Annotated in this window: 16 protein-coding genes and 1 pseudogene; 7 read left to right on the top strand and 10 right to left on the bottom strand. The window is 63.1% G+C overall.

Annotation, left to right across the window (positions count from 1 at the left end):
• Positions 1-235: 235 nt before the first annotated feature.
• Both ACTQ1Z_RS00595 and ACTQ1Z_RS00590 read left to right on the top strand, forming a co-directional pair.
• Positions 236-4015: a phosphoribosylformylglycinamidine synthase gene (locus tag ACTQ1Z_RS00595; RefSeq protein ID WP_441857897.1), complete on the top strand. Its 3780-nt coding sequence runs from the start codon at positions 236-238 to the stop codon at positions 4013-4015.
• Positions 4016-4207: 192 nt separating this feature from the next.
• On the top strand, positions 4208-5227 hold the full coding sequence (locus ACTQ1Z_RS00590) for a M42 family metallopeptidase (protein WP_441857894.1): 1020 nt from the start codon (positions 4208-4210) through the stop codon (positions 5225-5227).
• Positions 5228-5377: 150 nt separating this feature from the next.
• Here ACTQ1Z_RS00590 and ACTQ1Z_RS00585 read toward each other — a convergent pair whose 3' ends face one another.
• From ACTQ1Z_RS00585 to dcuC, 5 genes are all read right to left on the bottom strand, one after another.
• Entirely contained in the window at positions 5378-6349 is a 972-nt protein-coding gene (locus ACTQ1Z_RS00585; RefSeq protein WP_441857892.1) for a 3-hydroxyacyl-CoA dehydrogenase family protein, read from the bottom strand.
• 64 nt (positions 6350-6413) lie between these two features.
• Positions 6414-6974, bottom strand: a complete 561-nt coding sequence (locus ACTQ1Z_RS00580) for a DUF2798 domain-containing protein (RefSeq protein WP_441857889.1) — start codon at positions 6972-6974, stop codon at positions 6414-6416.
• Positions 6975-7198: 224 nt separating this feature from the next.
• The gene (locus ACTQ1Z_RS00575) at positions 7199-7651 is read right to left on the bottom strand and encodes a DUF1893 domain-containing protein (RefSeq protein WP_441857886.1); all 453 of its coding nucleotides are present in this window, start codon (positions 7649-7651) and stop codon (positions 7199-7201) included.
• A 188-nt stretch (positions 7652-7839) separates the two neighbouring features.
• Positions 7840-9021, bottom strand: coding sequence for a MalY/PatB family protein (locus ACTQ1Z_RS00570; protein ID WP_441857883.1), 1182 nt, complete (start codon positions 9019-9021; stop codon positions 7840-7842).
• Positions 9022-9116: 95 nt separating this feature from the next.
• Positions 9117-10484, bottom strand: a complete 1368-nt coding sequence (dcuC, locus tag ACTQ1Z_RS00565; RefSeq protein ID WP_441857880.1) for a C4-dicarboxylate transporter DcuC — start codon at positions 10482-10484, stop codon at positions 9117-9119.
• A gap of 231 nt (positions 10485-10715) precedes the next feature.
• On the opposite strand from dcuC, the gene ACTQ1Z_RS00560 reads away from it, so the two are divergent.
• Entirely contained in the window at positions 10716-11243 is a 528-nt protein-coding gene (locus ACTQ1Z_RS00560) for a MarR family winged helix-turn-helix transcriptional regulator (RefSeq protein WP_320680076.1), read from the top strand.
• A gap of 163 nt (positions 11244-11406) precedes the next feature.
• Here the strand turns inward: ACTQ1Z_RS00560 and ACTQ1Z_RS00555 are convergent, their stop codons facing one another.
• Together ACTQ1Z_RS00555 and ACTQ1Z_RS00550 are read right to left on the bottom strand one after the other, a co-directional pair.
• Positions 11407-14715 (bottom strand): FtsX-like permease family protein, encoded by a 3309-nt coding sequence (locus tag ACTQ1Z_RS00555; RefSeq protein ID WP_441857876.1) that lies wholly within the window; start codon positions 14713-14715, stop codon positions 11407-11409.
• Positions 14716-14955: 240 nt separating this feature from the next.
• The gene (locus ACTQ1Z_RS00550) at positions 14956-15726 is read right to left on the bottom strand and encodes a DUF3825 domain-containing protein (protein WP_441857873.1); all 771 of its coding nucleotides are present in this window, start codon (positions 15724-15726) and stop codon (positions 14956-14958) included.
• 140 nt (positions 15727-15866) lie between these two features.
• Here ACTQ1Z_RS00550 and ACTQ1Z_RS00545 point away from each other — a divergent pair.
• The 4 genes and pseudogenes from ACTQ1Z_RS00545 to ACTQ1Z_RS00530 all read left to right on the top strand — a co-directional run bounded on the left by ACTQ1Z_RS00545 (position 15867) and on the right by ACTQ1Z_RS00530 (position 22470).
• A pseudogene (locus ACTQ1Z_RS00545) lies at positions 15867-16605 on the top strand (DUF554 domain-containing protein).
• A gap of 204 nt (positions 16606-16809) precedes the next feature.
• Positions 16810-18531, top strand: coding sequence for a TerB N-terminal domain-containing protein (locus ACTQ1Z_RS00540; protein WP_441857870.1), 1722 nt, complete (start codon positions 16810-16812; stop codon positions 18529-18531).
• Positions 18524-19876 (top strand): ATP-binding protein, encoded by a 1353-nt coding sequence (locus ACTQ1Z_RS00535; protein ID WP_320680084.1) that lies wholly within the window; start codon positions 18524-18526, stop codon positions 19874-19876. The genes ACTQ1Z_RS00540 and ACTQ1Z_RS00535 overlap by 8 nt, the downstream gene beginning before the upstream one ends.
• Entirely contained in the window at positions 19876-22470 is a 2595-nt protein-coding gene (locus ACTQ1Z_RS00530) for a DEAD/DEAH box helicase (RefSeq protein ID WP_441857867.1), read from the top strand. The genes ACTQ1Z_RS00535 and ACTQ1Z_RS00530 overlap by 1 nt, the downstream gene beginning before the upstream one ends.
• A gap of 18 nt (positions 22471-22488) precedes the next feature.
• Here ACTQ1Z_RS00530 and ACTQ1Z_RS00525 read toward each other — a convergent pair whose 3' ends face one another.
• The 3 genes from ACTQ1Z_RS00525 to ACTQ1Z_RS00515 are packed head-to-tail and all read right to left on the bottom strand — an operon-like array spanning position 22489 to position 25725.
• On the bottom strand, positions 22489-23331 hold the full coding sequence (locus ACTQ1Z_RS00525; RefSeq protein WP_441857864.1) for a spermidine synthase: 843 nt from the start codon (positions 23329-23331) through the stop codon (positions 22489-22491).
• A gap of 1 nt (position 23332) precedes the next feature.
• Positions 23333-24544 carry an MFS transporter gene (locus ACTQ1Z_RS00520; RefSeq protein ID WP_320680106.1) on the bottom strand — a complete coding sequence of 404 codons (1212 nt, stop codon included), beginning with the start codon at positions 24542-24544 and terminating at the stop codon, positions 23333-23335.
• A gap of 17 nt (positions 24545-24561) precedes the next feature.
• Positions 24562-25725, bottom strand: coding sequence for an FprA family A-type flavoprotein (locus tag ACTQ1Z_RS00515; RefSeq protein WP_320680091.1), 1164 nt, complete (start codon positions 25723-25725; stop codon positions 24562-24564).
• Positions 25726-25753 lie beyond the last annotated feature (28 nt).

Here is a 25753-nt window from a genome sequence, read left to right as displayed (position 1 = left end):
GGACTGTCCCTCTTGCAGGTTGCGGCCCGCGCAAAGTTGACAAAGGGACTGTCCCTTTGTCAACTTGCGGCCAACACGCTGGTCGATCTCGCGGCATAATAAGAAGTTGTGCCAACGGCCGCCCAGCTGTGCCGCGGCACGCGCGGCGCTGGGTCTGACCGCCTAGCCAGCCGCATTCACATCGCAAGGAAACCAAGCACCGCGAATCGGCCAAAAGCCGAGAAGGGCAGGATCAATGGTCTCTCGCATCTACGTTGAGAAGAAGCCGGGCTTCGACGTGGAGGCGCAGCAGCTCGCACAAGAGCTGCGCACCATCCTCGGTATCGGTGGCCTGACGGGCCTCCGCGTCATCAACCGCTATGACGTCGAGGGGGTCGATGAGGCCCTGTTCCAGCGCTGCGTCCCCATCGTCTTCAGCGAGCCGCAGGTCGACACCGCCACCGCCGAGCTCCCCGTCGAGGGCATCGAGCTCGATGAGCGCGGCTTCGTCGCCTCCGCCCCGGCCGGCACCGCCGTCTTCGCCGTGGAGTACCTGCCCGGTCAGTTCGACCAACGCGCGGATTCCGCCAGCGAGTGCGTCCAGCTCGTGAGCGCCGGCGAGCGCCCGGACGTTCGCTCCGCCAAGGTTTACGTCCTCTCCGGCGAGCTCTCCGCCGCCGACGTCGACGCCATCAAGCACTACGTGATCAACCCCGTCGAGGCCCGCGAGGCGACGCTCTCGACCAAGGCGACGCTCAAGATGGAGGTCGCCACTCCGGCCAACGTCGAGGTTCTCGACGCCTTCCTCGATCTCGATGAGGCCGGTCTCGCCGCCTTCATCGCCAGCCGCGGCCTCGCCATGGACCTCGCGGACATCAAGTTCTGCCAGGAGTACTTCGCCAGCGAGAAGCGCAACCCCACCATCACCGAGATTCGCGTCATCGACACCTACTGGTCTGACCACTGCCGCCACACCACCTTCGGCACGCAGCTCGAGAACGTCCAGATCGATGACGAGGTCGTCAAGGCCGCGTTCGACAAGTATCTCGAGGTCCGCCACGAGCTCGGCCGCGACGCCAAGCCCGTCTGCCTCATGGACATGGGCACCATCGGCGCCAAGTGGCTCAAGAAGCAGGGCATCCTCAAGAACCTCGACGAGTCCGAAGAGATCAACGCCTGTACCGTCAAGGTGAAGGTCGACGTCGACGGCGAGGACCAGGACTGGCTCTTCCTCTTCAAGAACGAGACCCACAACCACCCGACGGAGATCGAGCCCTTCGGCGGTGCCGCCACCTGCATCGGCGGCGCGATCCGCGACCCGCTGTCCGGCCGCAGCTACGTCTACCAGGCCATGCGCGTCACCGGCGCCGCCGACCCGACGGTCCCCGTCTCCACCACGCGCGCCGGCAAGCTCCCGCAGCGCAAGCTCGTGACCACCGCGGCGGCCGGCTACTCCAGCTACGGCAACCAGATCGGCCTCGCCACCGGCCAGGTCTCCGAGCTCTACCACCCCGGCTACATGGCCAAGCGCATGGAGGTTGGCGCCGTCGTGGGCGCCACCCCGGCCTCCCACGTGCGTCGCGAGTGCCCCGCTCCCGGCGATAAGATCGTCCTTCTCGGCGGCCGCACCGGCCGTGACGGCATCGGCGGCGCCACCGGCAGCTCCAAGACCCAGAACGTCGAGAGCCTGGAGGAGTGCGGTGCCGAGGTCCAGAAGGGCAACGCCCCCGTCGAGCGCAAGCTCCAGCGCCTCTTCCGTCGCGGCGACGCCTGCCGTCTGATCAAGCGCTGCAATGACTTCGGCGCCGGCGGCGTCTCCGTCGCCGTGGGCGAGCTCGCCGATGGCCTCGACATCGACCTCGACCGCGTGACCAAGAAGTACGAGGGCCTCGACGGCACCGAGCTTGCCATCTCCGAGAGCCAGGAGCGCATGGCCGTGGCCCTTGCCGCCTCCGACGTCGACGAGTTCATGGGCTATGCCACCGAGGAGAACCTCGAGGCCACCGTCATCGCCACCGTCACCGAGGACCCGCGCGTCCACATCACGTGGCGCGGCGACACCATCGTCGACCTCTCCCGCGAGTTCCTCGCCAGCAACGGCGCCCCGAAGCACATGGACGTCCACGTCCTGAAGGCAGAGCGCTGGGAGCCCGAGTGGGCCGGCGAGACCCTCGCCGAGCGCATGAACTCCCTCGTCCGCGATCTCAACGTCGCCTCCAACAAGGGCCTGTCCGAGCGCTTCGACTCCACCATCGGCGCCGCCACGGTCCTCATGCCCTTCGGCGGTAAGACCCAGCTCACCCCCACCTCCGCGATGGTCGCGAAGTTCCCCGTCGACGGCGAGACCACCACGGCCAGTGCCATGGCGTGGGGCTTCAACCCCTATCTGATGGAGAAGAACCAGTTCGCCGGCGCCTACCTCTCCGTCGTCGAGAGCATCTCCAAGCTCGTCGCCGCCGGCTTCTGCCACCGCGACGCCTACCTCTCCTTCCAGGAGTACTTCGAGCGTCTGCGCACCGAGCCCGAGCGCTGGGGCAAGCCCATGGCCGCCGTCCTCGGCGCCCTCATGGCCCAGATGGACCTTGGCGCTGGCGCCATCGGCGGCAAGGACTCGATGAGCGGCAGCTTCGAGGATGCCGAGGGCGAGCTCAACGTCCCGCCCACCCTCATCAGCTTCGCCGTCGCCGTGGGCAAGGCCGCCCGCGCTACCTCGCCTGAGTTCAAGGCCAGCGGCCACCGCGTCATCTGCGTCGAGCCCGCCGAGTACGGCGACGACTACCGTCCGAACGCCACCGGCCTGCTCGAGACCTTCGACGTCATCGAGAAGCTCGTGGGCGATGACGCCGCGCTCGCCATCTCCACGCCCGGCTACGGCGGCGAGGCCGAGGCCCTGTTCAAGATGTGCGTCGGCAACCAGCTTGGCGTCGCCCTCGTCGAGGACGTCCCCGCTGACAGCCTGTTCGACCCGGCCTATGGCAGCTTCCTCGTGGAGCTCGCCGACGGCGTCGAGCTGCCCGCCTCGGCCGACAACGTCTCCGTCGAGCTCCTCGGCACCACGACTGACGCCTACGAGTTCGTTGCCGCCGGCGAGGCCTGCGACCTCGCGACCCTCCAGGAGGCTTGGGAGAGCGGCATCGAGGGCGTGTTCCCCTACCGTACCAAGGGCGAGGCCGAGAAGGTCGACGCCATCGACTACCAGGCCAAGGACGTCCACGTCTTCAGCGGCGCTAAGCTTGGTCGCCCGCGCGTGACCATCCCCGTCTTCCCGGGCAATAACTGCGAGTATGACTCCGCCCGCGCCTTTACCGCCGCCGGTGCCGACGACGACGTCTTCGTCATCAACAACCTTACGCCCGCCGCTGTTGCCGAGAGCACCCATGAGCTCGCCGAACGCATCCGTAAGAGCCAGATCGTCATGATCCCGGGCGGCTTCTCCGGCGGCGACGAGCCCGATGGCTCTGCCAAGTTCATCACGGCCTTCTTCCGCGCCCCCGAGGTCACCGAGGCGGTTCGCGACCTGCTCCAGCAGCGCGACGGCCTCATGCTCGGCATCTGCAACGGCTTCCAGGCCCTCATCAAGCTTGGCCTCGTTCCCTACGGCGACATCGTCGACGCCACGCCCGAGGCGCCCACGCTGACGTTCAACACCATCGGCCGCCACCAGAGCCGCCTCGTGCGCACCCGCGTCGCGAGCAACCTCTCGCCGTGGCTCGCCCAGTGCGAGCAGGGCAGCGACTACACCGTCGCCATCTCCCACGGCGAAGGCCGCTTCGTCGCCAGCGACGAGGTTCTCGCCCAGCTCATCGCCAACGGCCAGATCGCCACGCAGTACGTCGACGAAGCCGGCGTCCCGAGCATGGACCTCGACGTGAACCCCAACGGCTCCATCGCCTGCGTCGAGGGCATCACCAGCCCTGACGGCCGCGTCTTCGGCAAGATGGGCCACGTCGAGCGCCGCGGCGACGGCCTCTACGCCAACGTGCCGGGCAACAAGTTCATGCCCGTCTTCGAGAGCGGCGTGAAGTACTTCATGTAACCTGAAAAAGGGACAGTCCCTTTTTCAGGTGGCAGCCGTCTGTCACCCAGGCAGCCACTTGCCATCAAGCACCCCGGTTCCTTCGCGAGCCGGGGCGCTTTTTTGTGCGCCGTCGCTCGAGCCTCGGCGTCGTTCGCCCCGCGTCTGGCAGATAATGGAGGACAAGCAACAACCACGACCACGGAGCAAACCTTGGATTCCAACCTCAGCTACATCGCGGAGCGCCTCACGGAGCTCACCGCCATCCCCAGCCCCACCGGCTACACCAAGCATGCAGCGGACTACCTCGTGAAGACCCTCACCGAGCTCGGCTTTTCGCCCGAGGTCTCCAACAAGGGCAACGTGCTCGTCCAGCTGGGCGGCGAGGGCAACCCCCTCGTGCTCGCCAGCCACATCGACACGCTCGGCGCCATGATCCGCTCCATCAAGGACAATGGCCGCCTGCGCCCCACGACCCTCGGCGGACACCAGTGGCGCACCGCGGACGGTGAGAACTGCACCGTCCACACGCGCGACGGCCGCACCTACACCGGCGTCGTCCTCAACACCGAGCCCTCCGCCCACGTCGCCGACGACAAGGTCGAGCAGGTCGAGAAGAACATGGAAATCCTCCTCGACGAGAACGTAACCACGAAGGACGAGGTCCTGGCTCTGGGTATTCAGACAGGCGACATCATCGCCATGGACCCACGCACCACAATCACGGAGAGCGGCTACATCAAGAGCCGCTTCCTGGATGACAAGCTCTCCGCCTCGATCCTCATCGGCTTCGCCCGCGCCGTCGCCGCCGGCGAGATCACGCTCTGCCGCAAGGTCTCCCTGCTGTTCACGGTTTACGAGGAGGTCGGTCACGGCGGCAGTGTCGTGCCGGAGGACACCCGCGACATGATCAGCGTCGACATGGGCTGCGTAGGTGCGGACCTCGGCTGCACCGAGCGCATGGTTTCGATCTGCGCCAAGGACTCGGGCGGTCCGTACAACTATGACGTCGTGAGCGAGCTCGCAGCGGCGGCCAAGGCCAAGAAGCTCGACTACGCCATCGACGTCTACCCGCACTACGGCTCTGATGTCGAGGCCACGCTCACGGCCGGCTTCGACATCCGACACGGCCTCATCGGCCCCGGCGTCTACGCCTCGCACAACTACGAGCGCTCCCACATGGACGGCGTCCGCAACACCTTCGAGCTTCTCCGCGCCTACGTCGCGCTGTAGAGACGCCAAAGCCCGCTAGAACAAAAGCGCGCCCGCACGGTCAACGTGCAGGCGCGCTTTTTGTAAGAACAGGAATTGGCGGGCAATCGCCCCGAGCCCAATCTCACAGCAAGAGGGCGAGCCAGATCGTCAGGCTCGCCCTCCATTTCGCTACAGCTTCTTGTGGAGCTTCAGCAGCTCGATGAGCATGTGGTCGCGGTACTCCGCTAGGCTCTCGGGCGTATTGCCCGTCTCCGCGGGACGCGCGGCAAGCTCGGCGTTCACGCCGTCCTGTGCCACCTGTGCAAACTCGGGCGGGAAGCTCTTCCAGTCCGCCATGTCCTCAAGCCACAGGTTGATCGAGTCATTGAGGTGGTTCATGAGGCCGGACACGCCGCCCTTGCCGCCGCCCAGCTCAAACACGAGAGACGGCCCCATGATGCCCCAGCGAATGCCCGGGCCAAAGGTCACCGCCTTGTCAGCGTCCTCGACGCTGCACACGCCGGAAAGCACGAGGTTCGCCACCTCGCGGTACAGTGCCATCTGAAGCCTGTTGCAAATAAAGCCGAGGGCCTCCTTCTGCAGCACGACCGGCTCCATACCAATAGCCGTATAGAACGCCTTGGCACGTTCGACGGTCTCCTCGCTGGTCTTCTCGCCCTTCGTGATCTCCACGAGCGGAATGAGGTGAGGCGGGTTGTAGGGATGGCCGCCACAGAAGCGCTCCGGGTGCTTGGCGTTCTTGGCGATCTCGGTCACGAGCAGGCCAGACGTCGAGCTCGCAACGATGGCGTCTGGCTCTGCCGCCTCCTCGATCTCCTTCACGAGCTCCCACTTGACCTCATAGTGCTCAGCCGAGGACTCCTGGATGAACTGTGCCCCCGCGACCGCCTCGGCAATGGAGGTGGTGTAATGGATACGCCCCGCGATTGCCGCCGACTCTTCCTCCGTATAGACGCCATTCTTCACGAGGGACTCTAGCGATGCCGCCACACGCTCGCGCGCGAGCTCGCTCGAATCCTCCGTGCGGTTCTGCGCCCACACGTCAAGCCCAGCCATCGCAAACTTAAGCGCGTAGCTATACCCGATGACGCCGGCACCGACCGACGCCACCTTCTTAATCTGGATGCCGTCAATCTCCATGCAATGCCTCCCAGCCGAGGAAACGCGGGTCTCGTAAGCCCACCTCCCCTGAGTATAGGTCTGGCTACACCGCCTCGGCTGCGAAGACATCCGCCTCGTCCTCGCCGTCAATGACCCCGAGGTCCGCCAGCTCGACCGGCTCCTCAAGCACGGTCCCCATGGGGAACGCGCGACGGAACACAAAGCGAGCGAAGGGGCCGGCGACGAGGAGGTTCCACGGCAGGGCCATCACGAAGTTCCAGGGGATGTTCGTGATCCAGGCCATGGGGACAATGGCGAGCGTACCGGCATGGAAGGCCCCCTCAAAGGCGCCGTAGAGCGACATGATGACGACCATCGGCACTACCATGCAGCCAGAGACGGCCAGCGTCATGGCGCGAGGAGAGCTCTTGCCCGGGGTCACGAGGTACTTGAACGCGAAGCCTTTGGCGAGCGGTCCCGCGACAAACACGTCGCACAGCATCGCAAAGATGTAGGCGGGCGGGAAGCCGACCCACGCGTCGACGATGACGTCAATCCCAACGTGTCCGTACATGCGCGCGACGTTGTAGATAGACATCCAGAGCACCATGCAGAAGCACATGATGACGGTGAAGATCAGGCTCTCTCGCTTGTTAGTAGGCATATGTGGGCGATTCCTCACCGTTTGTCTCCGCAGGATGTGCCTGCGGCGGTAGCCGCACCAACAAAAAAACGGGCGAGACGAAGTCTGAACTTCATCTCGCCCGTATGCGTATGCATGGCTGCGACTACATCCTATGTTGCATGGGCAACCCTACCACGAAACGCCATCCCTTCGTAAGCGTTTAGTTTGTGGAGACTAACCCATGGAAAGGAAGTGCCCTTCTCCTACTTAGCCCAGGGCACGCTGCAGCTCGGGTTCTCCTCGGAGGAGAACTTCTTCTCGAGGAAGGCCCACATCTCCTCTGCGGTCTCCATCTCGGAGAGGGCAGCCTCAACGGGGCAGACCTTCGAGGGGTCCTTCGAGGACTTCACGAGCTCGATGTCCTCCTCGGCATAGAACTCGACACCGGCAGCCTCGAGGAAACGGCGGCCCGGCTTGGAGAGCTGGCGGCACGCATACCTCTTCACGCCAAGCTTGCCGCCCACGGTCGAAAGCGCGGCGCCAAGCTGAGTGGCCACGAGGGCGTACGCGCCGGGAACCTCGTTGGCGAGCATCGCCTTGACGATGGTGCCAGCCGGGCTCTTCTGGGCGCTCCAAACGACCTCACCGGTCTCGGAGACAAGCGCGACAAGCGCGCCATCAGCGGTGCCGATCTCAAGCAGTTCTTCGTTGGTCATCGTATGACCCTCCTATCGCACTGACACACGAGGCGCAAACCCCGCTCTTCTCTGCCGCACTTCTACCCGCATAGTTACGTTACTAAACAGACGGGACTAAACAGAAACGGGGTGGAACGGATTTCTCCGCCCCACCCCGCTGTCAGCTACTTAGTGCAGCTTGGCTTTAGTCGCTTGGCGCGTAAGAACTAGGCACGAGCCTTGACGGCAGCCTCGATGCGCTTAGCGCCCTCCATGACCATGGAACGCGGAGCGGCGAAGTTGAAGCGCATGAAGCCGAAGCCCTCCTTGGCGCCGAAGGTGGTGCCGTCGTTCAGCAGGACCTTAGCGTCGTTGAACATGAAGTCCTTGAGCTCCTGCTGGGTCTCGAAGCCGAGGCCGCGGCAGTCGAGCCAGCTCATGAAGGTGGCCTCGGGCTTGATGGCGGTGATGCCCGGGACGTTCTCGTTGATGTAGTCAACGAACATGTCGCGGGTGCCGTTGAGGTAAGCGAGGCACTGATCAGCGTAGTCGTCGCACTGGCCGAAGCAGACCTCGAGGGCGATGTTGCCGAAGATGTTGCGGCCCATGCCCTTGGCGTAAGCCTGCTGGTTCATCATGCGACGGTAAATCTTCTCGTTGTGCGTGAACCAAGCGGCGGTGCGGAAGGCAGCGATGTTGAAGGTCTTGGCCGGGTTGACGTAGGTGATGGAGTTGTTAGCGAACTCCTCGGAGATGGAGCAGAACGGGATGAACTCGCCGCCGTCGTAGACAATGTCAGCGTGGATCTCGTCGATGCCGACCATGACGTCGTTGGCAAGGCAGAGCTCGCCCATGCGAGTGAGCTCCTCGCGGGTGAAGTTGCGGCCGGTCGGGTTCTGCGGGTTGCAGATGAACATGACCTTGAGGGCGGGATCCTTGAGCTTCTTCTCGAGGTCCTCCCAGTCGATCTCGTAGCGACCGTCGATGAGCTTCATCTCGTTGTAGACGAGCTGACGGCCGTTGTTCTTGATGAGGCCGTGGAACGGCGGGTAAACCGGGGTCTGGAGGAGGATCTTATCGCCCACGGCGGAGAACTCCTTGACGGTCCAGATCATGGCCATGATGACGTTCGGCGAGAAGTCGATGTAGTCGGGGTTCAGCACGGTGTTGTGACGAACCTTGTACCAACGAGCGACGGCGTTCTCGAAAGCGGAGTCGATGTAGGGATAGCCGTAGTGGGGCATGTCGACGCGCTTGTGGAGGGCCTCGGTGAGCTCAACCGGGCTCTGGAACTCGGAGTCAGCGATCCAGAAGGGGAGGACGTCGTCCGGGCAGAGGGACGGGTCGAACTTCTTGGCATCGGTGCCGCGGCGATCAACGCCCTTATCGAAATCGTAAACGTGGCTCATGATTTGCTCCATTTCTTTCTGAGTTAGAACGGACTGCAAAACAACGCATTACCTAAATAGTACTGGTGGTTAGGCCGGGCTAAATTGCGAATGGCTTAGAAGAACAGGGTCCAGCCGTAGCCGATGATGACGTTCAGCAGGAACATGGTGATGCAGGGGATCATGCAGCTCTTGGAGAGATCCTGCAGGTCGATGCCGCCCATACCAGCGGTGGCGATGATGACGCCGGCGACGGGGGACATGGAGCGGCCCATAGCGGTGGCGAGCTGCATCGGGACGGCGATGCTCTGGGTGGCCATGCCCATGGTGGTGGCCATATCCGGGACGAGCGGGCCGAAGGCGTACCAAGAGGCGTTGCCAGAGCCGAGGATGAAGGCACCGAAGAACGTGATGAAGGACATGCAGAGGACGACGATGATCGGGGCACCGTTGGCCTCGGCGAGGAGGCCGGAGACGACCGTCAGGCCACCGAGGAGCTTGATGCCCTCAGCGAAGATGGCGGCGGCAGAGAGGATGGAGACGACGCGAGCGAAGGCGCCACCCATCTCCTTCATGACGAAGCTCATGTCGTCGGTGACGACCTTGTCGCGCTTACGGGCAAGCTCGATGAGGAAGACGACGAGCAGGCAGAGCAGGTTCGCGACGGCGACGTCCATCTTGATGGGGCTGAAGGCGCAGGCAATGATGATGACGAGCGGGGCAACCGGGAAGATGGAGTACCAAACCGGGCAGTCAGAATCCTTGACGGCCTCGTGCTGGAGACCCTCGACGCCCTCAGAAGCGGCGGCCTTCTTGTCGCAGTGGTTGAGCCACATGGGAAGAAGGATGGCGGCGATAACGGACAGGATGACGCCGACGGGGAGCTGCCACTGCATGAAGTAGTCAATCATCGGGACGCCGACGACCTTCTCAGCGGCGAAGATGGCGGAGGAGTCGTTGGGGCCCCAGTCAAGGAAGCTGCCCATGACGACGGCGGTGCACGCGGAGAGCGGGCTGATGCCGAGGGAGATCATGATCGGGAAGGCGATGGACATAAGGAGCATCGCGTGGCCGGAAGCGCTGGGGATAACGAGCTTAAGAGCGCAGCCGATGAGGAACAGGAAGCTCAGAACGATGTAGGGGTTCTTGATGCCACCGAGGGGCTTGGTGGCGAGGAAGGCCAGCTTGGTGGAGGCACCGATGTGCGTCATGTACATCGCGTAGCCGGTGACCATCATAAGCGTGAGGCCGACGCCGCTCATGTTCTTGGAGAAGCAGTTCTTCGCGAACACGACGCAGTCGAGGAGGATGTTACCGGTGGTGTCCTCACCGAGGACGGAGGTGCCGGTGAAGGCGGAATAGGCCATCAGAACAGCGATGCCGGACATCATGAAGATGAAGACGGAGTTGACCTTCTTCAGGACGCAACGCACGACGAATGCGATGTAAATCAGCGTCAGAAGAACAGAGATTGCAGGACTCATCGACTCACTTCCTCTTTTCTTTGAGGTTATAAAACGACCAGATGCGAACTGGCTTGCCATGGCGTTGTTTAGCATCTACATCGCCGTAGTTTAGACGCTAACTTGCGTTGTTTTACACTTAAACTATGAACGGTAGTTTATCGGCCGCGAACGGTATCGCCATTCCCCTATTAATACTGTATGTTTTATTAGTAAACTCATACGGTTACCTCGAATGAAGGGAGGTTGTATATGACGCAGCCAGTACCCAATGACGGCATTCGTCACCCCATTGACGACGTCACGGCATGTGACATCCTCCATCAGATGTCTTCTTTCTATTCCGGAACGAAGAAGCCCCATGACTACGGCACCGGCGAGGCATACACCGCCTGGGAGACCCACGTCATCAAGTACATCGCCGATCACCCGGGCGTCACGCTCACCGACATGGCGCTCGCGTTTGGCAAGACCAAGGGCGCGTTCTCCCAAATCGTGAACAGGCTCGTCGCGCGCGGCCTTATCGTCAAGAACAAAGCGGAGGGTATGGACAACCGCCAGTTCCTCGAGCTGAGCGAGAAGGGCCTCGAGCTCAACGCCGCGCATGAGCACTATGATGCGATTCACTTTGGCGAGTCGATGTCCATCGTGAGGTCTCAGTACACAGACGAAGAGGTTGACCAGGCCTTTACGGTTCTGCTGTGCTGGCTCAACGCGCGTCGCGCTATCCACAAGAAGCGCATCGAGCAGCAGAGGGCTTCTGGCAACGACTCCTTCTAGGGATTGCGGAGCGGCAGGCCGCGCAAGATGTGCGCCGGTTCCAATGCCAGCCTCTTCACGCACATATATTGTTTGCGCGCACTAACATGTGGCCGGCAGGGGACGCTCCCCTGCCGGCCCTTTTCGTCCTGGATCTGTAACCGACCGCGATTCTCGTTTCCGCCTAGTCCACGCTCTTGAGTGCCTCGAGCATGTCGACACGGCGCAGATACCGGTTGACGACCGCATACATCGCCGCAACCACGAGCACGATGACGACTGTCGATACCACGAAGGGGAGCCACCCGCAAGCAGGATCGAACATCACGTTCTCCGGCGGCACGGCGGCGATGATGTACTGCTGCAGCATCCAGCCGAGCAGCCAGCCAACCGGCAGCGCAAGACACGAGTTGATGATTGTCTCGCGATAGATGTACATCGTGACTTCGCGTGGATAGAAACCGAGGACCTTGATCGTGGATAGCTCGCGGATGCGCTCCGCCACGTTGATGGTCACGAGGTTGTAGACGATCACCACCGCCAGCAGCACCGCCACCACGATAAGCACGCCCATGATCATGTTGAGGGACTTCACCACGACGTTGATCTGGTCGATAAGCGCCGCACTCTGCACACACCCCATCACACCCGAAAGGCCCATGAAGCGCGCCGCCTCGGAGCGAATCGCCGTCGTGCCGCTGTCCGCCAGGTTCACGACAAAGGCATTCGTCTCCAGGGGCTTGCCGAAGCATTTCTGGTAGGCCTCCGCACTCATGAACATGAAGTGCTCCATGTACATCTCGCAGATGCCAGCCACACGCACGCTGCACTCGCGGCCGTCCGCATCCTTGAACGTGAGAGTATCCCCTACGCGCAGGCCGATGAGGCTCGCGAGGCGCTCGGAAATCACGGCGCCATCCGGGGAAAGCTCGAGCGCCCTGCCGGTCGAGCGCTCGCGAATGCGCAGGTAACCAGCAAAAGCGCTCACGTCCTCCGGGACAAGGAGATTGATCTTCTGGTCATCGCCCTTGGCGCCGCCCCGCTTGGTCACGCTTTCGTAGCGCACAGGCAGGTGACTGGCGACAGCACTGGAGGCGAGCTCGGCATCTATCCCCGCGCGCTCGTCCTCGCTCACGTGGCTATTCTCGGCAACGATTAAGTCATAGCCGATGATGTCGCCAAACTGGGCCTCGGCAAGGCCGTTGATGGAGTTTCGAACGGCAAAGCCGCAGAACATGAGACATACGGCACCCGCCACGCCAATGACGGTCATGAGCATGCGCTTCTTGTAGCGAAGGAGGTTTCTGCAGGTGACCTTCTGCGTAAAGTTGAGACGATTCCACACCGGCGAGATGCGCTCGAGGATGACCTTCGAGCCGGCGGCCGGAGCTTTGGGGAGGAGGAGCTGGGCGGGTTTCTCCGCTAGACTTCGCTTGGCCACCGCCACCGCCGGGCCAACCGAGACGGCCAGGGCCAGCGCAAAGGCGGCCGCGCTCACCAGCGGGTGGAAGTGCATCTCGATGGGTGGCAGCACGAACTTCGAACCATAGGCGCTAAAGACGATGAATGGCATCAGCGTATGGCCGAGTGCGATGCCGACAAGCGCGCCAATGCCTCCCGCCGTAGCCCCATAGACCACAAACTTAAGCATGACGTCGCGGTCACGGTACCCCAAGGCCTTGAGGGTGCCGGAGTTCACGCGTTCCTCATCCACCATGCGAGTCATCGTGGTCGATGCCACGAGTGCCGCCACCAGGTAGAGAAAGTAAGGAAAGACGTCCGCGAGAGAATCGACGATCTCGCTCACGCTGCTGTAGGTCTTATAACCTTCTGAGCCCGGGGTTTCTCGACGCGAGTCGACGGCGTAAGCCGGTTGGTCGATGGAATCTCGTTGCTCGCGCGCATCGACGAGGGAGGCCTCGCCGTCGGCGATCTCACGCTCGGCATCGGGTAAGGCCTCGTTGTACTCCGCGAGAGCAGACTCGTATTCGGAGCGCTTTTGGGCAAGCATGCCCGCCGCCTCGTCATACGCGGCGCGGCCCTGCTGATAGGCAGCGAGCCCCTCGTTGTACTCGACCATGCCGGCGTCATAGGTGGCCTTGCCGGCGGCGTACTCAGCCTGGCTTGCGGATAGCTTCTCGGCGCTTGCGTCAATCTGCGCGGAGACGGCATCGAGCTCCTGTTGCTTGGCGGCAAACTCTGCCTGACCGTTCGCGACTTGCTGGTCAAGAGCCACCTGAGCCGAGGAAAGCTGCTGCTCAACGGCATCGAGCTGCGCTGATTGCTGGATGTAGCTCGCGTCGTCGATGAGGCCGGCGGCGTATGCCTGCTCAAGCTGGTCCCTCTTTTGCGCAACGTCCGCACGCTGGACGTCAATCTGCGCCTGCGTCTGGGCCGTTTGCTGCTCCGCTGCCACCTTGGCGTCATCGAGGGCTTGGACGGACGCCGCGTATTGGGAGCGCGCCTCGGCAAGCTGTCGTTCTCCTTCGTCTAGCTGGGCGCGGGCATCTGCAAGACGATCGCGGGAAGCGAAAAGCGTTTCGCGCGCACCCGCCAGCCGCGCGGCAGCCGCCTCAAGCTGTGACCAAGTGTCATCGAGGGTCACTTGTCCATCTGCGAGTCTCGCGGCAGCATCATCTAGCGCTGCTTTGGCATCGGAGAGCTGCTGACGAGCGTTGTCGAGGGTCGCCTGGCCATCAGCGATCTTGTCGTCAAACTCCGCGCGCACCGCAGCAAGACGGCGCTGCGGTGCGCGTGTGAGCGCGGTGGCAAGCTCCTCCTTATGAGCCGCGACGCGTGCGAGGTACTCAGCGCCATACGGGTCGAGACCCTCGGTGTCATCAAACGTAAGACGCGCAACCATGCGATAGTCCGCATTGAAGACGCCGGGCATTACCACGGCATATCCCGTAAGGTCACCCGTTCCCACCGTTGTCTTGCCCTTGTTCACGCTCGCGATGATCTCCGTCGAGCTCACGTGTCCCACAACGCGGAAGTGCGTCTGCGTCAGCACCGTGCTGCCACCCATGCCGGCCTTTTCGACCAGGTCGACCATCGAGCCGAGCGGAAAGCGATCTGCGAGGAAGGAGTCGACGGCTATTTCGTCAGGAGCCGAAGGCATGCGACCGTCAACGATCTCAAACTGACTTACGCGCTCAGGGACCGACTCGAGTCGAATGGAATCATTGGTGTCCGCAATCGTGACGTCCTTGAGGTAGCCGAACTCGACCTCGCGGACGCCGGGAGTCGCTTTGATATCCGCCTGGTCATCGGCGTCAAGGCCAAGGTCGCCAATAACGGTAACGTCCGCCATGTCGTAGCGGTCGAAGAATCGGGCGGAAGTCGCGCGCATATCCGGGCCCGCGACCTTGAGGCCCACGAGAGCGAAGGAGCCCAGGGCGATAAGGCAGACAATGGAGCAGAAGCGTCCCCTCGACTTCTTGAACGTGGCGAGGACGTCACGCCAAAGCATGGTCTTCTTTACGCGTGCCATGACGCTCTCTCCCGTACTAGGCCCAGTCACCTGCGGTTATTGTATCCATTCGACCGAGTGGGATTACATAAGTCTGTCTGATAAGCCAACCAGCGTGGTCCAAGCCGTCACCTGCCCGAAAAGGCAAACGGAAACCACTGGCGCGGCGGGGCACGCGCGGCGTTCGTACGCAGCGCAACGTACCAAGATGCCGTCCGATACCCCCGACGCCCCATCTGGCACACGCTCAGTTTCCTGGCCCTACTTTGCCAGCCAACTCGCCATCGGACGGCAAATCTGGCGCGCATTGTTATATGCCATATCAAGCGTAAGGCACGTTCGCGCAGAATAGAACCCGTCCTCACGGCAGATAGTCAACGCGAGCTCCGGCTGGCTGCCCGTAAGGCGAAGTGGCAGAAGCAGCTGGATGCGCCCGTTGTAGTACTGCGGCACCGCAATGGTGTAGTTCGCAGCCGCGCGGCGCTCGGCCTCCGCAACGGCGCCCTCAAAGGCCCGGCGCAGCAAGCACTCGTTTCCCTCGCCACGAAGTTGTTCCGGGATGCGAGCCAAGTTGTTCTTATCGCCCAAAATATGATCGATATTCGGACGAACCCGCAGGTGGAAATCGTAAATGAGGTCTGCGGGGTTATCGGTGTAATGAACGCGGGCAGGGAGCTCGTCAACCTCTGACAGCGCCAAGTCGCTCGACTTAAAGAAGCCCTTAAGGAACCATGGCTGGGCACCTGGGCGGTTGTTGGGCTGGAACAATGCGTATATCGCCTCGAAGCGCGGCGTGAAAAGCCCCGTATTGAAGCAGGCGAAATCGCCATCCAACACGATGAAGGACTTCCCTCTCCCCTCTTCATCGACGCGTTCCTGCAGGTACGCGGCACGACGGTACGTGAAGTCGATGTAGTTGAGCAATATCCTGTTATCCGGGCCCCAATCCTCGGGGTCAGCCAGGTCTGCCAGGTATTGGTAGCAGGGATAAGGACAGAAGGCGAAGTCGACAATCCTGTCAGGGTAGACCATGCGTCCTCCGTTTCTCGGGTTTGAGGCTACTATACGCGTCATCCATACCGCACGCATCGCAAGAATCGAGGCGCGAGCGCAGATGCCGCTTGTCGGCCGCCTGTATACTAAAGGACCGCGCAAACCAGTTAAGGAGCCCAATGCCCGGCCTCGGTACCCTCATCAACGTCATCCTGATCATTATCGGCGGGCTCATCGGCCTCGCCGCCAGCTCGCTCGTCACGGAGCGCCTGCAAGACGCGCTTCTCCGCGCATGCGGCGCGTGCATCGTATTCGTTGGCATCGCAGGCACGCTCCAGCACATGCTCGTCGCCACCGTTGCGGAAGACGGAACCGTTCTCCTCTCCACGTCGGGCACGATGATGCTTGTCGTGTCGATGGCGCTCGGTACGGTCATCGGCGAGGTCATCGACATCGATGCTCGCTTCGATGACCTCGGAAAATGGCTGCGCGACCACACTGGCAGCTCCGGCGACCCCCCGCTTCGTCGACGGCTTCGTCACCGCATCGCTCACCCTCTCGGTCGGTGCGATGGCCATTGTGGGTTCCATCCAAGACGGCCTTGCGGGCGATTGGTCCGCCCTCGCGCTCAAAGGCTCCATCGACGCGATCATCGTCTGCGCGATGGCGGCGTCTATGGGCAAGGGCTGCATCTTCTCCGCGCTCTCGGTTGGCGTTTTCCAGGGACTCGTCACGGCACTCGCCACGCTTATCGCCCCAGTCCTATCTGATGCGGCGCTCGCCAACCTCACCCTCGTAGGCTCTGTACTCATCTTCTGCGTGGGAATCAACCTCATCTGGCCTCGCACGTTCAAGCCGGCAAACATGCTGCCTGCCGTGCTCATCGCCGCCGCATGCGCGGGGCTCCCCTGGTTCTAAGCTCAAGCGGTCCAAAGCCCGGCTCCGGCGCGCGGCCTGGTCCTGGCGCGCGGCCCGGTTCTGGCCCAAAGCCTGATTCTGACCCGCAGCCTGGTTCTGACCCAAGGCCCGGCTTCCCTCGCGCCACCTGGGAGAAGCAAGTCAAACAGATGTTCGCAATCAGTGCTATCATAGGCGTCCCTAAGGCTGGCTCGGGAGGGAGGCATGATGCGATCTACCGCTCAAGAAGTTCTCGACATGCTCCTCCAGAGCCCCAGCCTCCGCCGCAGCGACTTCGTAGACCGCGTCTTCACGGATGAGCCCATCCTCATGCGCGGCTCCCAAATGGCCAGCTATGTCCCCCCGCGCATCCAAGAGATGCGCGAGATGGCGCTCTCGCCCGAAGGTCGTGGGATGATTGGCGCCCAGCTCTTCACCAAGCAAGCGCTCTTCATGGAGGATTACGAGGACGACGTCGAGTATCACGGCTCGTTCGAGCGCTATTTCCCCACTTACGTGGATATGAATGATCGCCAGCTCAGAGGCTATTTCTCATGGAGAAGCGCCATCCGTCGCGGAGAGGAGACCCCTAAGGCGCCCCTCTCCTTTGCGTTTGTTCACCTCTATGAGCTAATCGCCAGCATTGGCATCGAACACGAGCCCATCGGGCGTAGCCGCGAAGGTCTCACTAGGGCTGAGCAGGGTTTCCTTGCCATCGAGCATTTCTGGAAGACTCACGAGGACACCTACCCCGAGCTGCAACGTTACGTAACGCGCTGGCTCCGCGATTACGCGGTCTGGCATGGGCTTGACGCGTCCTACCTCGCTCCGTACGTAAATACCGCCTTTGACGAAGCGCTCGTCAGCCTCACGGAGTCCCTCGGCTCTTGGATGGCGGCGACGCCCCAGAAAAAGCCTCGCAAACAAGATGCGCGAGCAATGGTTCTCGCCGGTGCAGACAGGCCGGAGGAGGAGCGGCTCTTCTCCGCACTCGACCCGCTGTCCACCTACCGGCCGCGCGTAAGCCGCCTCTATCGCGACCGTCCGGAGACGCTCCGCCATGTGACCTGCTCCGCTATCGCTGAGCTTGCCCTCTATTACGAGAAGCACCGCAAATCTGGCCTTGTCGAAGATCTTTTCGGCAGCTCACAGGCCTTCCCCTACGTCATGTTCATGAACGCCGTCTTCTGGACGGGTAGCCCCCACGAAGACACGGTTTACGAGATAAGCCCATGCAATCGCTACGGTTGCGCCAAGGGGCGCTGGTATCACGAGGGATTCCTGACTACCGCCAAACGCAGCTCCAAGCTCGGAGCCATTCTCCGTCTGATCGACCAGCGCCTGCGTGTCGCGATTGACTATCCCCATCCGCTCACCAAGAAAGACGCGCCCAAGTACCTCGACAAGATCGTCGCGGAGCAGATAGAGAACCGCCTCGCTTGGGAGGCGGATCGCGAGGCAAGGGCCGTTCGGGTCGACCTCTCCCAACTCGCCGGCATTCGCGCCGCGGCAAACGCAACGTGCGATTCGCTCCTCATCGACGAGGAACGAGAGGATGAGGCTGTGTCGGCCGCGGCAGTGACGTCGGCGGCAGCAGTGGCCGTGTCGCCCGCGGCAGAGGCGATGCCAGCCGCGGCTGAAGCGGTGTCGCCCGCGGCCCCCACGCCGCAGGTCGTAGCACCCACCGAAGATTCTTCCGCGGAAACAACGCCGGCACCCTATGGCCTCACCGCCATTGAGCTCGAGCTTCTTCAGTCACTTCTCGATGGCACCCCATGGGAGGTCCCCGCAGGCACATCGCTCGACATGCTCGTGGACTCCATCAACGAGAAGCTCTTTGACTTGCTTGGAGATACCGCGCTCGAGTTCGACGGTTTAGTGTCCGGCATGCCCGCTATCATCGACGACTACGCAGAAGACGTGAGGGAGGCCCTCTCCTATGAGTGAAAACACAAGCCAGATGGAGCTATCCGCTGATGCGCCCGCCGCCAAGCCACGCGTGCCCAAGCGCATCGCCGCCGTCATCATCAACTCGCTCAAGGGTGGCGTGGTGCCGCGCATCGGCCTGCCCTACGTGACGGTCGGCCGCGAGACTGAAATTCGCGCCCTCCTCCATGACCTCGACCTTATCGCCAACGGCGGTGCCAGCTTCCGCTTCCTCGTAGGTCGCTACGGCGCGGGCAAGAGCTTCCTGCTCCAGACGATCCGCACGCATGCGATGGGCAAGGGCTTCGTCGTTGCAGACGCAGACCTCTCGCCAGAGCGTCGCCTCCAGGGCACCGCCGGGCAGGGCCTCGCCACCTATCGCGAGCTCATTCGCAACCTCTCGACCAAGACGCGTCCGGAGGGCGGCGCGCTCCAACTCGTGCTCGATCGCTGGGTCGCCACCATTGACGCCTCCCCCGCCGGCACGGAGGCAGCCCTCGCCGCAGCATGCGCCCCGCTCGAGGAGATGGTCCACGGGTTCGACTTCGCCCGCATCCTGCGCGCCTATCACGAGGCCAGCGCCCAGGGGGATGACGAGCGCCGTGCCGCCGTCCTCAGGTGGCTCCGCGGCGAGTACCGCACCAAGACCGAGGCCCGTGGCGAGCTCGGGATCTCCTGCTGCATCGGCGATGATGACTGGTATGACTACCTCAAGCTCCTCGCGCAGTTCCTCGTGGGCGCCGGCTATCAGGGCATGCTCATCCTCATCGATGAGCTGGTGAACCTCTACAAGATTCCCAACGCCATCACCCGCCAGTACAACTACGAGAAGATCCTCACGATGTACAACGACACGCTCCAGGGCAAGGCGCACCACCTGGGCATCATCATGGGCGGCACTCCGCAATCAATCGAGGACCGCCGCCGCGGAGTCTACTCGTACGAAGCTCTGCGCTCACGCTTGGCAGAGGGCCGCTTCGCCCGCGAGGGCATGTATGACATGCTCGCACCCGTCATCAAGCTGAATCCCCTCACCTATGAGGAGCTTCTCGTCCTGACGGAGAAGCTCTCGGATATTCATGCGGGCTACTTCGGGTATGAGCGCACGCTTGGAACGGAGGACCTCGTCAGGTTCCTCCAGCTCGAGTACGGGCGCGTCGGCGCGGATACCCATCTCACCCCGCGCGAGGTCATCCGCGACTTCGTCGAGCTTCTCGACATCCTCCACCAGAACCCCGGCACCACGATCGAGAGCATTCTCGCAAGCGATGGGTCCGGCGCCGCTGGCACAGCCTCCACCATCGCGGGCGCGAGCCGTCCCGCTGAAGGCACATCCAGCAGAGACTTCTCCGGGTTCAAGCTCTGATGGATACCTTCTCTCGCTATGCACCCTTCATCCAGGACTTCATCTATGACCATGAGTGGGAGAACCTCCGTGGCGTCCAGGTGGCTGCCGCCGAAGCCATCTTCAACACGGATGACAACGTCCTGCTCACCGCGTCAACCGCGTCCGGCAAGACGGAGGCCGCGTTCTTCCCCATCCTCACGCTCTTCGACGAGAACCCTCCCGCGAGCGTAGGCGCCATATACATCGGCCCCCTCAAGGCCCTCATCAACGATCAGTTCCTCCGCCTGGGGGATCTCTGTGACGAGGCGCACATCCCCGTCTGGCGCTGGCACGGGGACGTCTCCTCGAGCCACAAGGCCAAGCTCCTCAAGAAGCCGAGCGGCATCCTCCAAATCACGCCAGAGTCACTCGAGGCGCTTCTACTCCATAAGCACTCGGCCATCCCGCATCTGTTCAACGACCTTCGCTTCGTCGTAATCGACGAGGTCCACTCGCTTCTGCGCGGAGACCGCGGCGGCCAAACGATTTCGCTCATCGAACGCCTCGGTCGCATCGCGAGCGTCAACCCGCGCCGCATCGGGCTTTCCGCCACGATCGGCGACCCGGACGCCGCCGGCGCATTCCTGTCCGCAGGCACGGGTCGAGGATGGGTGGTTCCGCGCGTTCAGGAGCCTGAGCGCGTATGGAATCTCTCGATGGAGCACTTCTACCTCGATGGAGAGCAGGCGGGAGATGCCTCGCTCGCCGAGGCGCTGCGCTCGCTTCGCGATTTCGACGCGTCACGAAGGGCAGCGGACGCTCGCAAGGCGTCAAGCAGCAGCGCCGAGCCCGCAAGCAATGCCGGGTCCGCAGGCTACGCCGAGTCCGCAAACGGCGCTAGCGCTGGCTCCACAAGCGGTGCCGATGCTGACCCCACAAACACCGGCAGCGTAGAGACCACAGGCGAAGACGGCGGCTGCGTGTCTGGCCCCGCCGTCGCCTCAAGAGACGACGAAACCTCCCTCGCCGCCCCGTCCCCCATCGAGCCCGATGAAATCGACGACAACTTCTTCATCTGTCCCACGCTCGATGTCGCCACAGACGCCGCCCCCAAGGAGGCCGACCCCGGACTCGGTTATGTCTTCGAGCACTCACGCAACAAGAAATGCCTGCTCTTCGCCAACTCCCGCGAGGACGCAGAGGCCTACTGCACGGAACTCCGTCGTTACTGCGAGCTCGCGCACGAGCCGGATCGCTTCCTGATCCACCACGGCAACCTCTCGAGCTCGATTCGCGAGTCCGCGGAGGATCTCATGCGCGACGAGACGCAGTGCATGACCACGGTCACCACGGCCACCCTTGAACTGGGGATTGATATCGGCCGCCTGGAGCGCGCCTTCCAGATCGACGCCCCCTTCACGGTGAGCGCGTTCCTCCAGCGCATGGGTCGCACCGGCCGCCGAGAGCGCCCACCCGAGATGTGGTTCGTCATGCGCGAGGATCACCCTGACGTCAGGGCCCTCCTCCCGGAGACCATCCCGTGGAAGCTCCTCCAGGGCATCGCCCTCGTCCAACTCTACCTCGAGGAGCGCTGGGTAGAGCCGCCTCGCCTCGACCGCCTCCCCTACAGCCTTCTGCTTCACCAGACGCTCGCCACGCTCGCCAGCGAGGGCGAGCTCTCCGCGAGCGAGCTCGCGGGCAGGGTACTCAACCTCACCGTGTTCAGGCGCGTGAGTCCGGATGACTTCAAGGTCCTGCTCCGCCATCTCCTCGAGACGGACTATCTCGAGCTCACGGAGGCGGGGACGCTTATCGTCGGCCTCGCCGGAGAACGCGTCGTCAATTCGTACAAGTTCTACGGCGTCTTTCAGGAGAACATCGAGTACACCGTCCGCAGCGACTCAGCAGATCTTGGCACGCTCGTCGCGCCACCGCCCCCGGGCGGCAAGGTCGCCATCGCCGGCGCCACCTGGATGGTCGACGAGGTCGATCACAAGCGTCTCGTCGTCTACGTCACAAAGATCAAGGGCCGCGTGCCCGCCTATTTTGGCGAGTGCGCCGGCGATATCCACACGCACGTGCTCGAGCGCATGCGTCGCGTCCTTGAGGAGCGCTGCAACTATCCGTTCCTCATGCGCAACGCAACGGTACGTCTCGCCGTCGCGCGCCGCGCAGCCGCCGGCGCGGACATAGATCGCACGCCCCTCATCAACCTAGGGGAGGACACGTGGGCACTCTTCCCCTGGCTTGGAAGCTACGCGTTCCTCGCCCTCGAGCGCCTCATCAAGCACAAGTGCGCAAAACAGCTCGGCATCAAGGGCCTTGACCCGACTCGCCCCTACTACCTGCAGTTCCGCATGAGCGCGGGCCCCGGCGAGTTCTTTCGAACCCTCATCGACGAGGCGAACAAACCCTTCGACCCCCTCGACCTCCTCGGCCCGACGGAGGTCCCGGTTTTCGAGAAGTACGACAGCCTGCTCCCGCCCGAGCTCGTGCGAAAGGGCTTCGCGGAGGGCGTCCTCGACGTCCAAGGCATGAGGAGCCGCGTCAACGAATGGGAGCCCTACGCCACGAGCGCAGAGCTTCCGTCGGGCGGCGGGGTCCCCGGCGTCGACATCCCCTGGTTCGGCTGACGAGAAGGCTCTGAGCGACTAGTCGTACATCAGCTCGCCGAGGAACTCCTCGTCAAAGGGAATCGCATCCGGGACTGGCCAGTTGGCATCAGTCGCAACGAGCAGGTAGTTGTCCTCCACCGCAAAGGGGTCGTCCTCGCAGGGTATCACGTGCACATGGGCGAATACCTCGGCAAACGACGCGGCGATGTCTCGGAGGAACTCGATATCCGTCCCCGCCTCCGCGGAGACGACGTTTGCGAGCGCCAAGCCATCCGACGCAAGGTTGGCGCGCACCGCCCGCGCGGCTTCGACGGTCGCGAGTACGCGCACAGGCTCGGAACCGTCGAACGCGTCGAGCACGACCGCGCCATACGGCTCGCGCCCAGAGGCGGCACCGTCCTCGAGGAAGGCTCGCCCGTCTCCCGTGATGAGGCGGCAGCGACCCGGATGGGCGGACATCGCCTCGTCGAGGAAGAACCAGCGGCGCGCGACCTCGGTCACGGACGCGTCGATCTCAACCACGTCGAGCGAGACATCATCGCGCGTCACGAGCACGTGCTTGGGCCACGCGTAGCCACCGCCACCGATCATGAGGACGCGACGCGTGTCGGGGCGCAGCGTGAAGGCGTGGTCAAAGGCGCGGTAGTAGGAGAACACGGGCTCCATGCGGCGTTCGTCGAGGTAGGTGGCGCTTTGGTAGACGCCTCCCGTCTGCAGCACCCGCACGAGCTCGCCATCGTGGCCGCGGACCTGGCGCACGAAGCCCCACCCATCCGAGAGGCGAACGGGGCGCGGCAGCCACGAGGGCCAGCGGCCCTCGGCGCCGGGCCTGCCCACACCCGGCGCACGACGGCAGGCGTCTGTCGAGCGCTCCCCCATGCTAGGCTTTCGCCCTCGAACGGCGCTCGAGCGGAATGGTGACCAGCACGAGCCCAAGCGCCACCAGCGCGAACACGGCGCCCACAGCGCCAACGTTCGCAAGCCCGAGGTCGCTCACGATGACTCCGCCGACCGCCGTGCCAAATGCGATGCCAATATTGAACGCCGTCGCCTCGAGAGAGCTCGCGAGCGTGAGCGCCTTGGGGTGCTTACGCATTGCCGTGTTCATGAACATCGAGATGCAGGGCACAGACGCAATGTACATGAGCAGCGATATCGCCATGACACATGCGAGGCCCAGCGGCTGCGAGGAACCCGCGAGCCAGAGCGTGAGCAGCACGACGGAAAGCATGGGGAAGGTCACGCACAGCGCTCGAATTCCGAAGCGAGAATCAACCCAGCCGGAGAGCAGATTCGACGCAAACGTACCCGCGCCATACGCCATCAGCGTGGCGCTCGCGGCAAGCGGAGACATCCCGAGGACCGTCTCGAGATAAGGCGTGACATACCCATAGAACACGTAAATCGAGCCCACGCCAAAGACAAAGATGGCGATACCCGTCATAACCTGCGGCTCGAAGAGGAGGCGCACCTGCTCGCCGGCAGTCGCGGGCTCGTCCGTGGCACCCTCGCGCGGAAGCAATGCGATGAGAGCGGCACACGTCACGAGGGCGAGCGCAAGCGCGGCCCACATGATGATGCGCCAGTCGGAGAGAGCGGCCAGGGCCTTGCCGGCGGAGGTTGCGACAACCATCGCCACGGAGAACGCGGCGTAAACCACGCTGATCATCGCCGACGTCCGCTTCGGATCGACGAGCTCGGGGATGAACGTAATGCCCACGCCCAAAAACGTTCCAGAGACGGCACCGATAAGCACGCGGCTCACGAGGAGAATGCCAAACGTCGGAGCAAGCGACTGAACGAGGTTGGCGACGCAGAACACCGCCGAGTAGGCAACGACGAGATGGAAGCGCTTGAAGCGGCCCGTCGCAAGGGTGAGCAGCGGGGTCAGGAACGCATACGTCATCGCAAAAAAGCTGATGAGCTGGCCCGCCTCCGCAAGCGTCACGCCATAGGCGTCGGCAATCTCCTGCTCGACGCCTATGACGGCGAACTCAGAGCAACCCAAAGAGAAGCCGAGGACGACGAGCAGGGCCACGCAGATACGGCGACGTGCAGGCGACAGCGCGGAAGCTCCCGCCGTCTTGGTCATCTCTTCCACTTGCTCTCCTATCGCGCGAGCTCCTCGGCAAGCGCCTCGATCTGGGCACGCGTCTCATCGTTGACGGCACCTTTGACGGTAACGACGTTCTCGCAGATATCGATATCCTTCATCGCCTCGAGCTGGGAGCGCATGACCTTGGCGGCCATTGGCGCCCAGGAACCGGCCTCGACGAGAGCGACGCGACGGTTCTGGTAGGCGTGCTCGGCAAGCGTGTGAAGGAACGTGCTCATGTGCGGGAAGATGCTGCCCGCGTAGGTGATGCTCGCCAGCACGAGGCGATCATAGCGGAAGGCATCCTCTACGGCCTCGGACATGTCGTCACGGGCGAGGTCGAAGACCGAAACCTCCTGGCCGCGGGCCTTGAGCGCGTCCGCGAGCTCAAGCGCCGCCTGCCTCGTATTGCCATAGACGGAGGAGTAGGCGATGGTCACGCCCTTATCCTCCGGCTCGTAGCTCGACCACGTGTTGTAAAGGTCGAGGTAGTAGCCAAGATTCTCAGAAAGCACGGGGCCATGAAGCGGGCAAATGTGCGCGATGTCGAGCTTCGCGGCCTTCTTGAGCACGGCCTGGACGTTCTTGCCAAACTTGCCCACGATACCGAAGTAGTAGCGCCTCGCCTCGCACGCCCAGCCCTCCGGATCCTCGGAGTCGAGCGCACCGAACTTGCCGAATCCGTCAGCGGAGAAGAGCACCTTGTCCTCGGGCACATAGGAGAAGAGCACCTCGGGCCAGTGCACGTTGGGCGCGCCGACGAAGGTGAGACTGCGCCCGCCCAGCTCGAGCGTGGCGCCCTCCTTGACCACGAGCTTGCGCTCCGGATAGTCAGTGCCGAAGTAGGCAACCATCATCTTGAACGCCGGCGCCGAGGCAACGACGGTCGCCTCGGGGTAGCGCTCCATGAAGGCGGAGATGCTCGCGGAGTGGTCGGGTTCCATGTGATGAACGACGAGGTAATCAGGCGTGCGGCCCGCAAGCGCGGAGTCGAGGTTCGCCAGCCACTCGTCAGTGAAGTGGGCGTCGACGGTATCCGTAACAGCGATCTTCTCGTCACCGAAGATGACGTAGGAGTTATAGGACATGCCATTGGCGCGCACATCGTACTGACCCTCGAACAGGTCGATGTCGTGGTCGTTCACGCCAACGTATGCAATGTTGTCGGTAACGTTCATAAGACCCCAATCCTTACCATTTATCTAG

This window comes from Parolsenella sp. LCP21S3_E11, assembly GCF_052118165.1.
Lineage (GTDB): Bacteria > Actinomycetota > Coriobacteriia > Coriobacteriales > Atopobiaceae > Parolsenella.
This window is presented reverse-complemented; position numbering and strand designations above follow the sequence as displayed.

Coding starts and splice junctions, on each gene's coding strand:
- ACTQ1Z_RS00595 (WP_441857897.1), top strand. CDS start 236: ATGGTCTCTCGCATCTACGTTGAGAAGAAGCCGGGCTTCGACGTGGAG.
- ACTQ1Z_RS00530 (WP_441857867.1), top strand. CDS start 19,876: ATGGATACCTTCTCTCGCTATGCACCCTTCATCCAGGACTTCATCTAT.
- ACTQ1Z_RS00525 (WP_441857864.1), bottom strand. CDS start 23,331: ATGGGGGAGCGCTCGACAGACGCCTGCCGTCGTGCGCCGGGTGTGGGC.
- dcuC (WP_441857880.1), bottom strand. CDS start 10,484: ATGAGTCCTGCAATCTCTGTTCTTCTGACGCTGATTTACATCGCATTC.
- ACTQ1Z_RS00535 (WP_320680084.1), top strand. CDS start 18,524: ATGAGTGAAAACACAAGCCAGATGGAGCTATCCGCTGATGCGCCCGCC.
- ACTQ1Z_RS00550 (WP_441857873.1), bottom strand. CDS start 15,726: ATGGTCTACCCTGACAGGATTGTCGACTTCGCCTTCTGTCCTTATCCC.
- ACTQ1Z_RS00515 (WP_320680091.1), bottom strand. CDS start 25,725: ATGAACGTTACCGACAACATTGCATACGTTGGCGTGAACGACCACGAC.
- ACTQ1Z_RS00520 (WP_320680106.1), bottom strand. CDS start 24,544: ATGACCAAGACGGCGGGAGCTTCCGCGCTGTCGCCTGCACGTCGCCGT.
- ACTQ1Z_RS00585 (WP_441857892.1), bottom strand. CDS start 6,349: ATGGAGATTGACGGCATCCAGATTAAGAAGGTGGCGTCGGTCGGTGCC.
- ACTQ1Z_RS00570 (WP_441857883.1), bottom strand. CDS start 9,021: ATGAGCCACGTTTACGATTTCGATAAGGGCGTTGATCGCCGCGGCACC.
- ACTQ1Z_RS00555 (WP_441857876.1), bottom strand. CDS start 14,715: ATGGCACGCGTAAAGAAGACCATGCTTTGGCGTGACGTCCTCGCCACG.
- ACTQ1Z_RS00540 (WP_441857870.1), top strand. CDS start 16,810: ATGATGCGATCTACCGCTCAAGAAGTTCTCGACATGCTCCTCCAGAGC.
- ACTQ1Z_RS00580 (WP_441857889.1), bottom strand. CDS start 6,974: ATGCCTACTAACAAGCGAGAGAGCCTGATCTTCACCGTCATCATGTGC.
- ACTQ1Z_RS00560 (WP_320680076.1), top strand. CDS start 10,716: ATGACGCAGCCAGTACCCAATGACGGCATTCGTCACCCCATTGACGAC.
- ACTQ1Z_RS00575 (WP_441857886.1), bottom strand. CDS start 7,651: ATGACCAACGAAGAACTGCTTGAGATCGGCACCGCTGATGGCGCGCTT.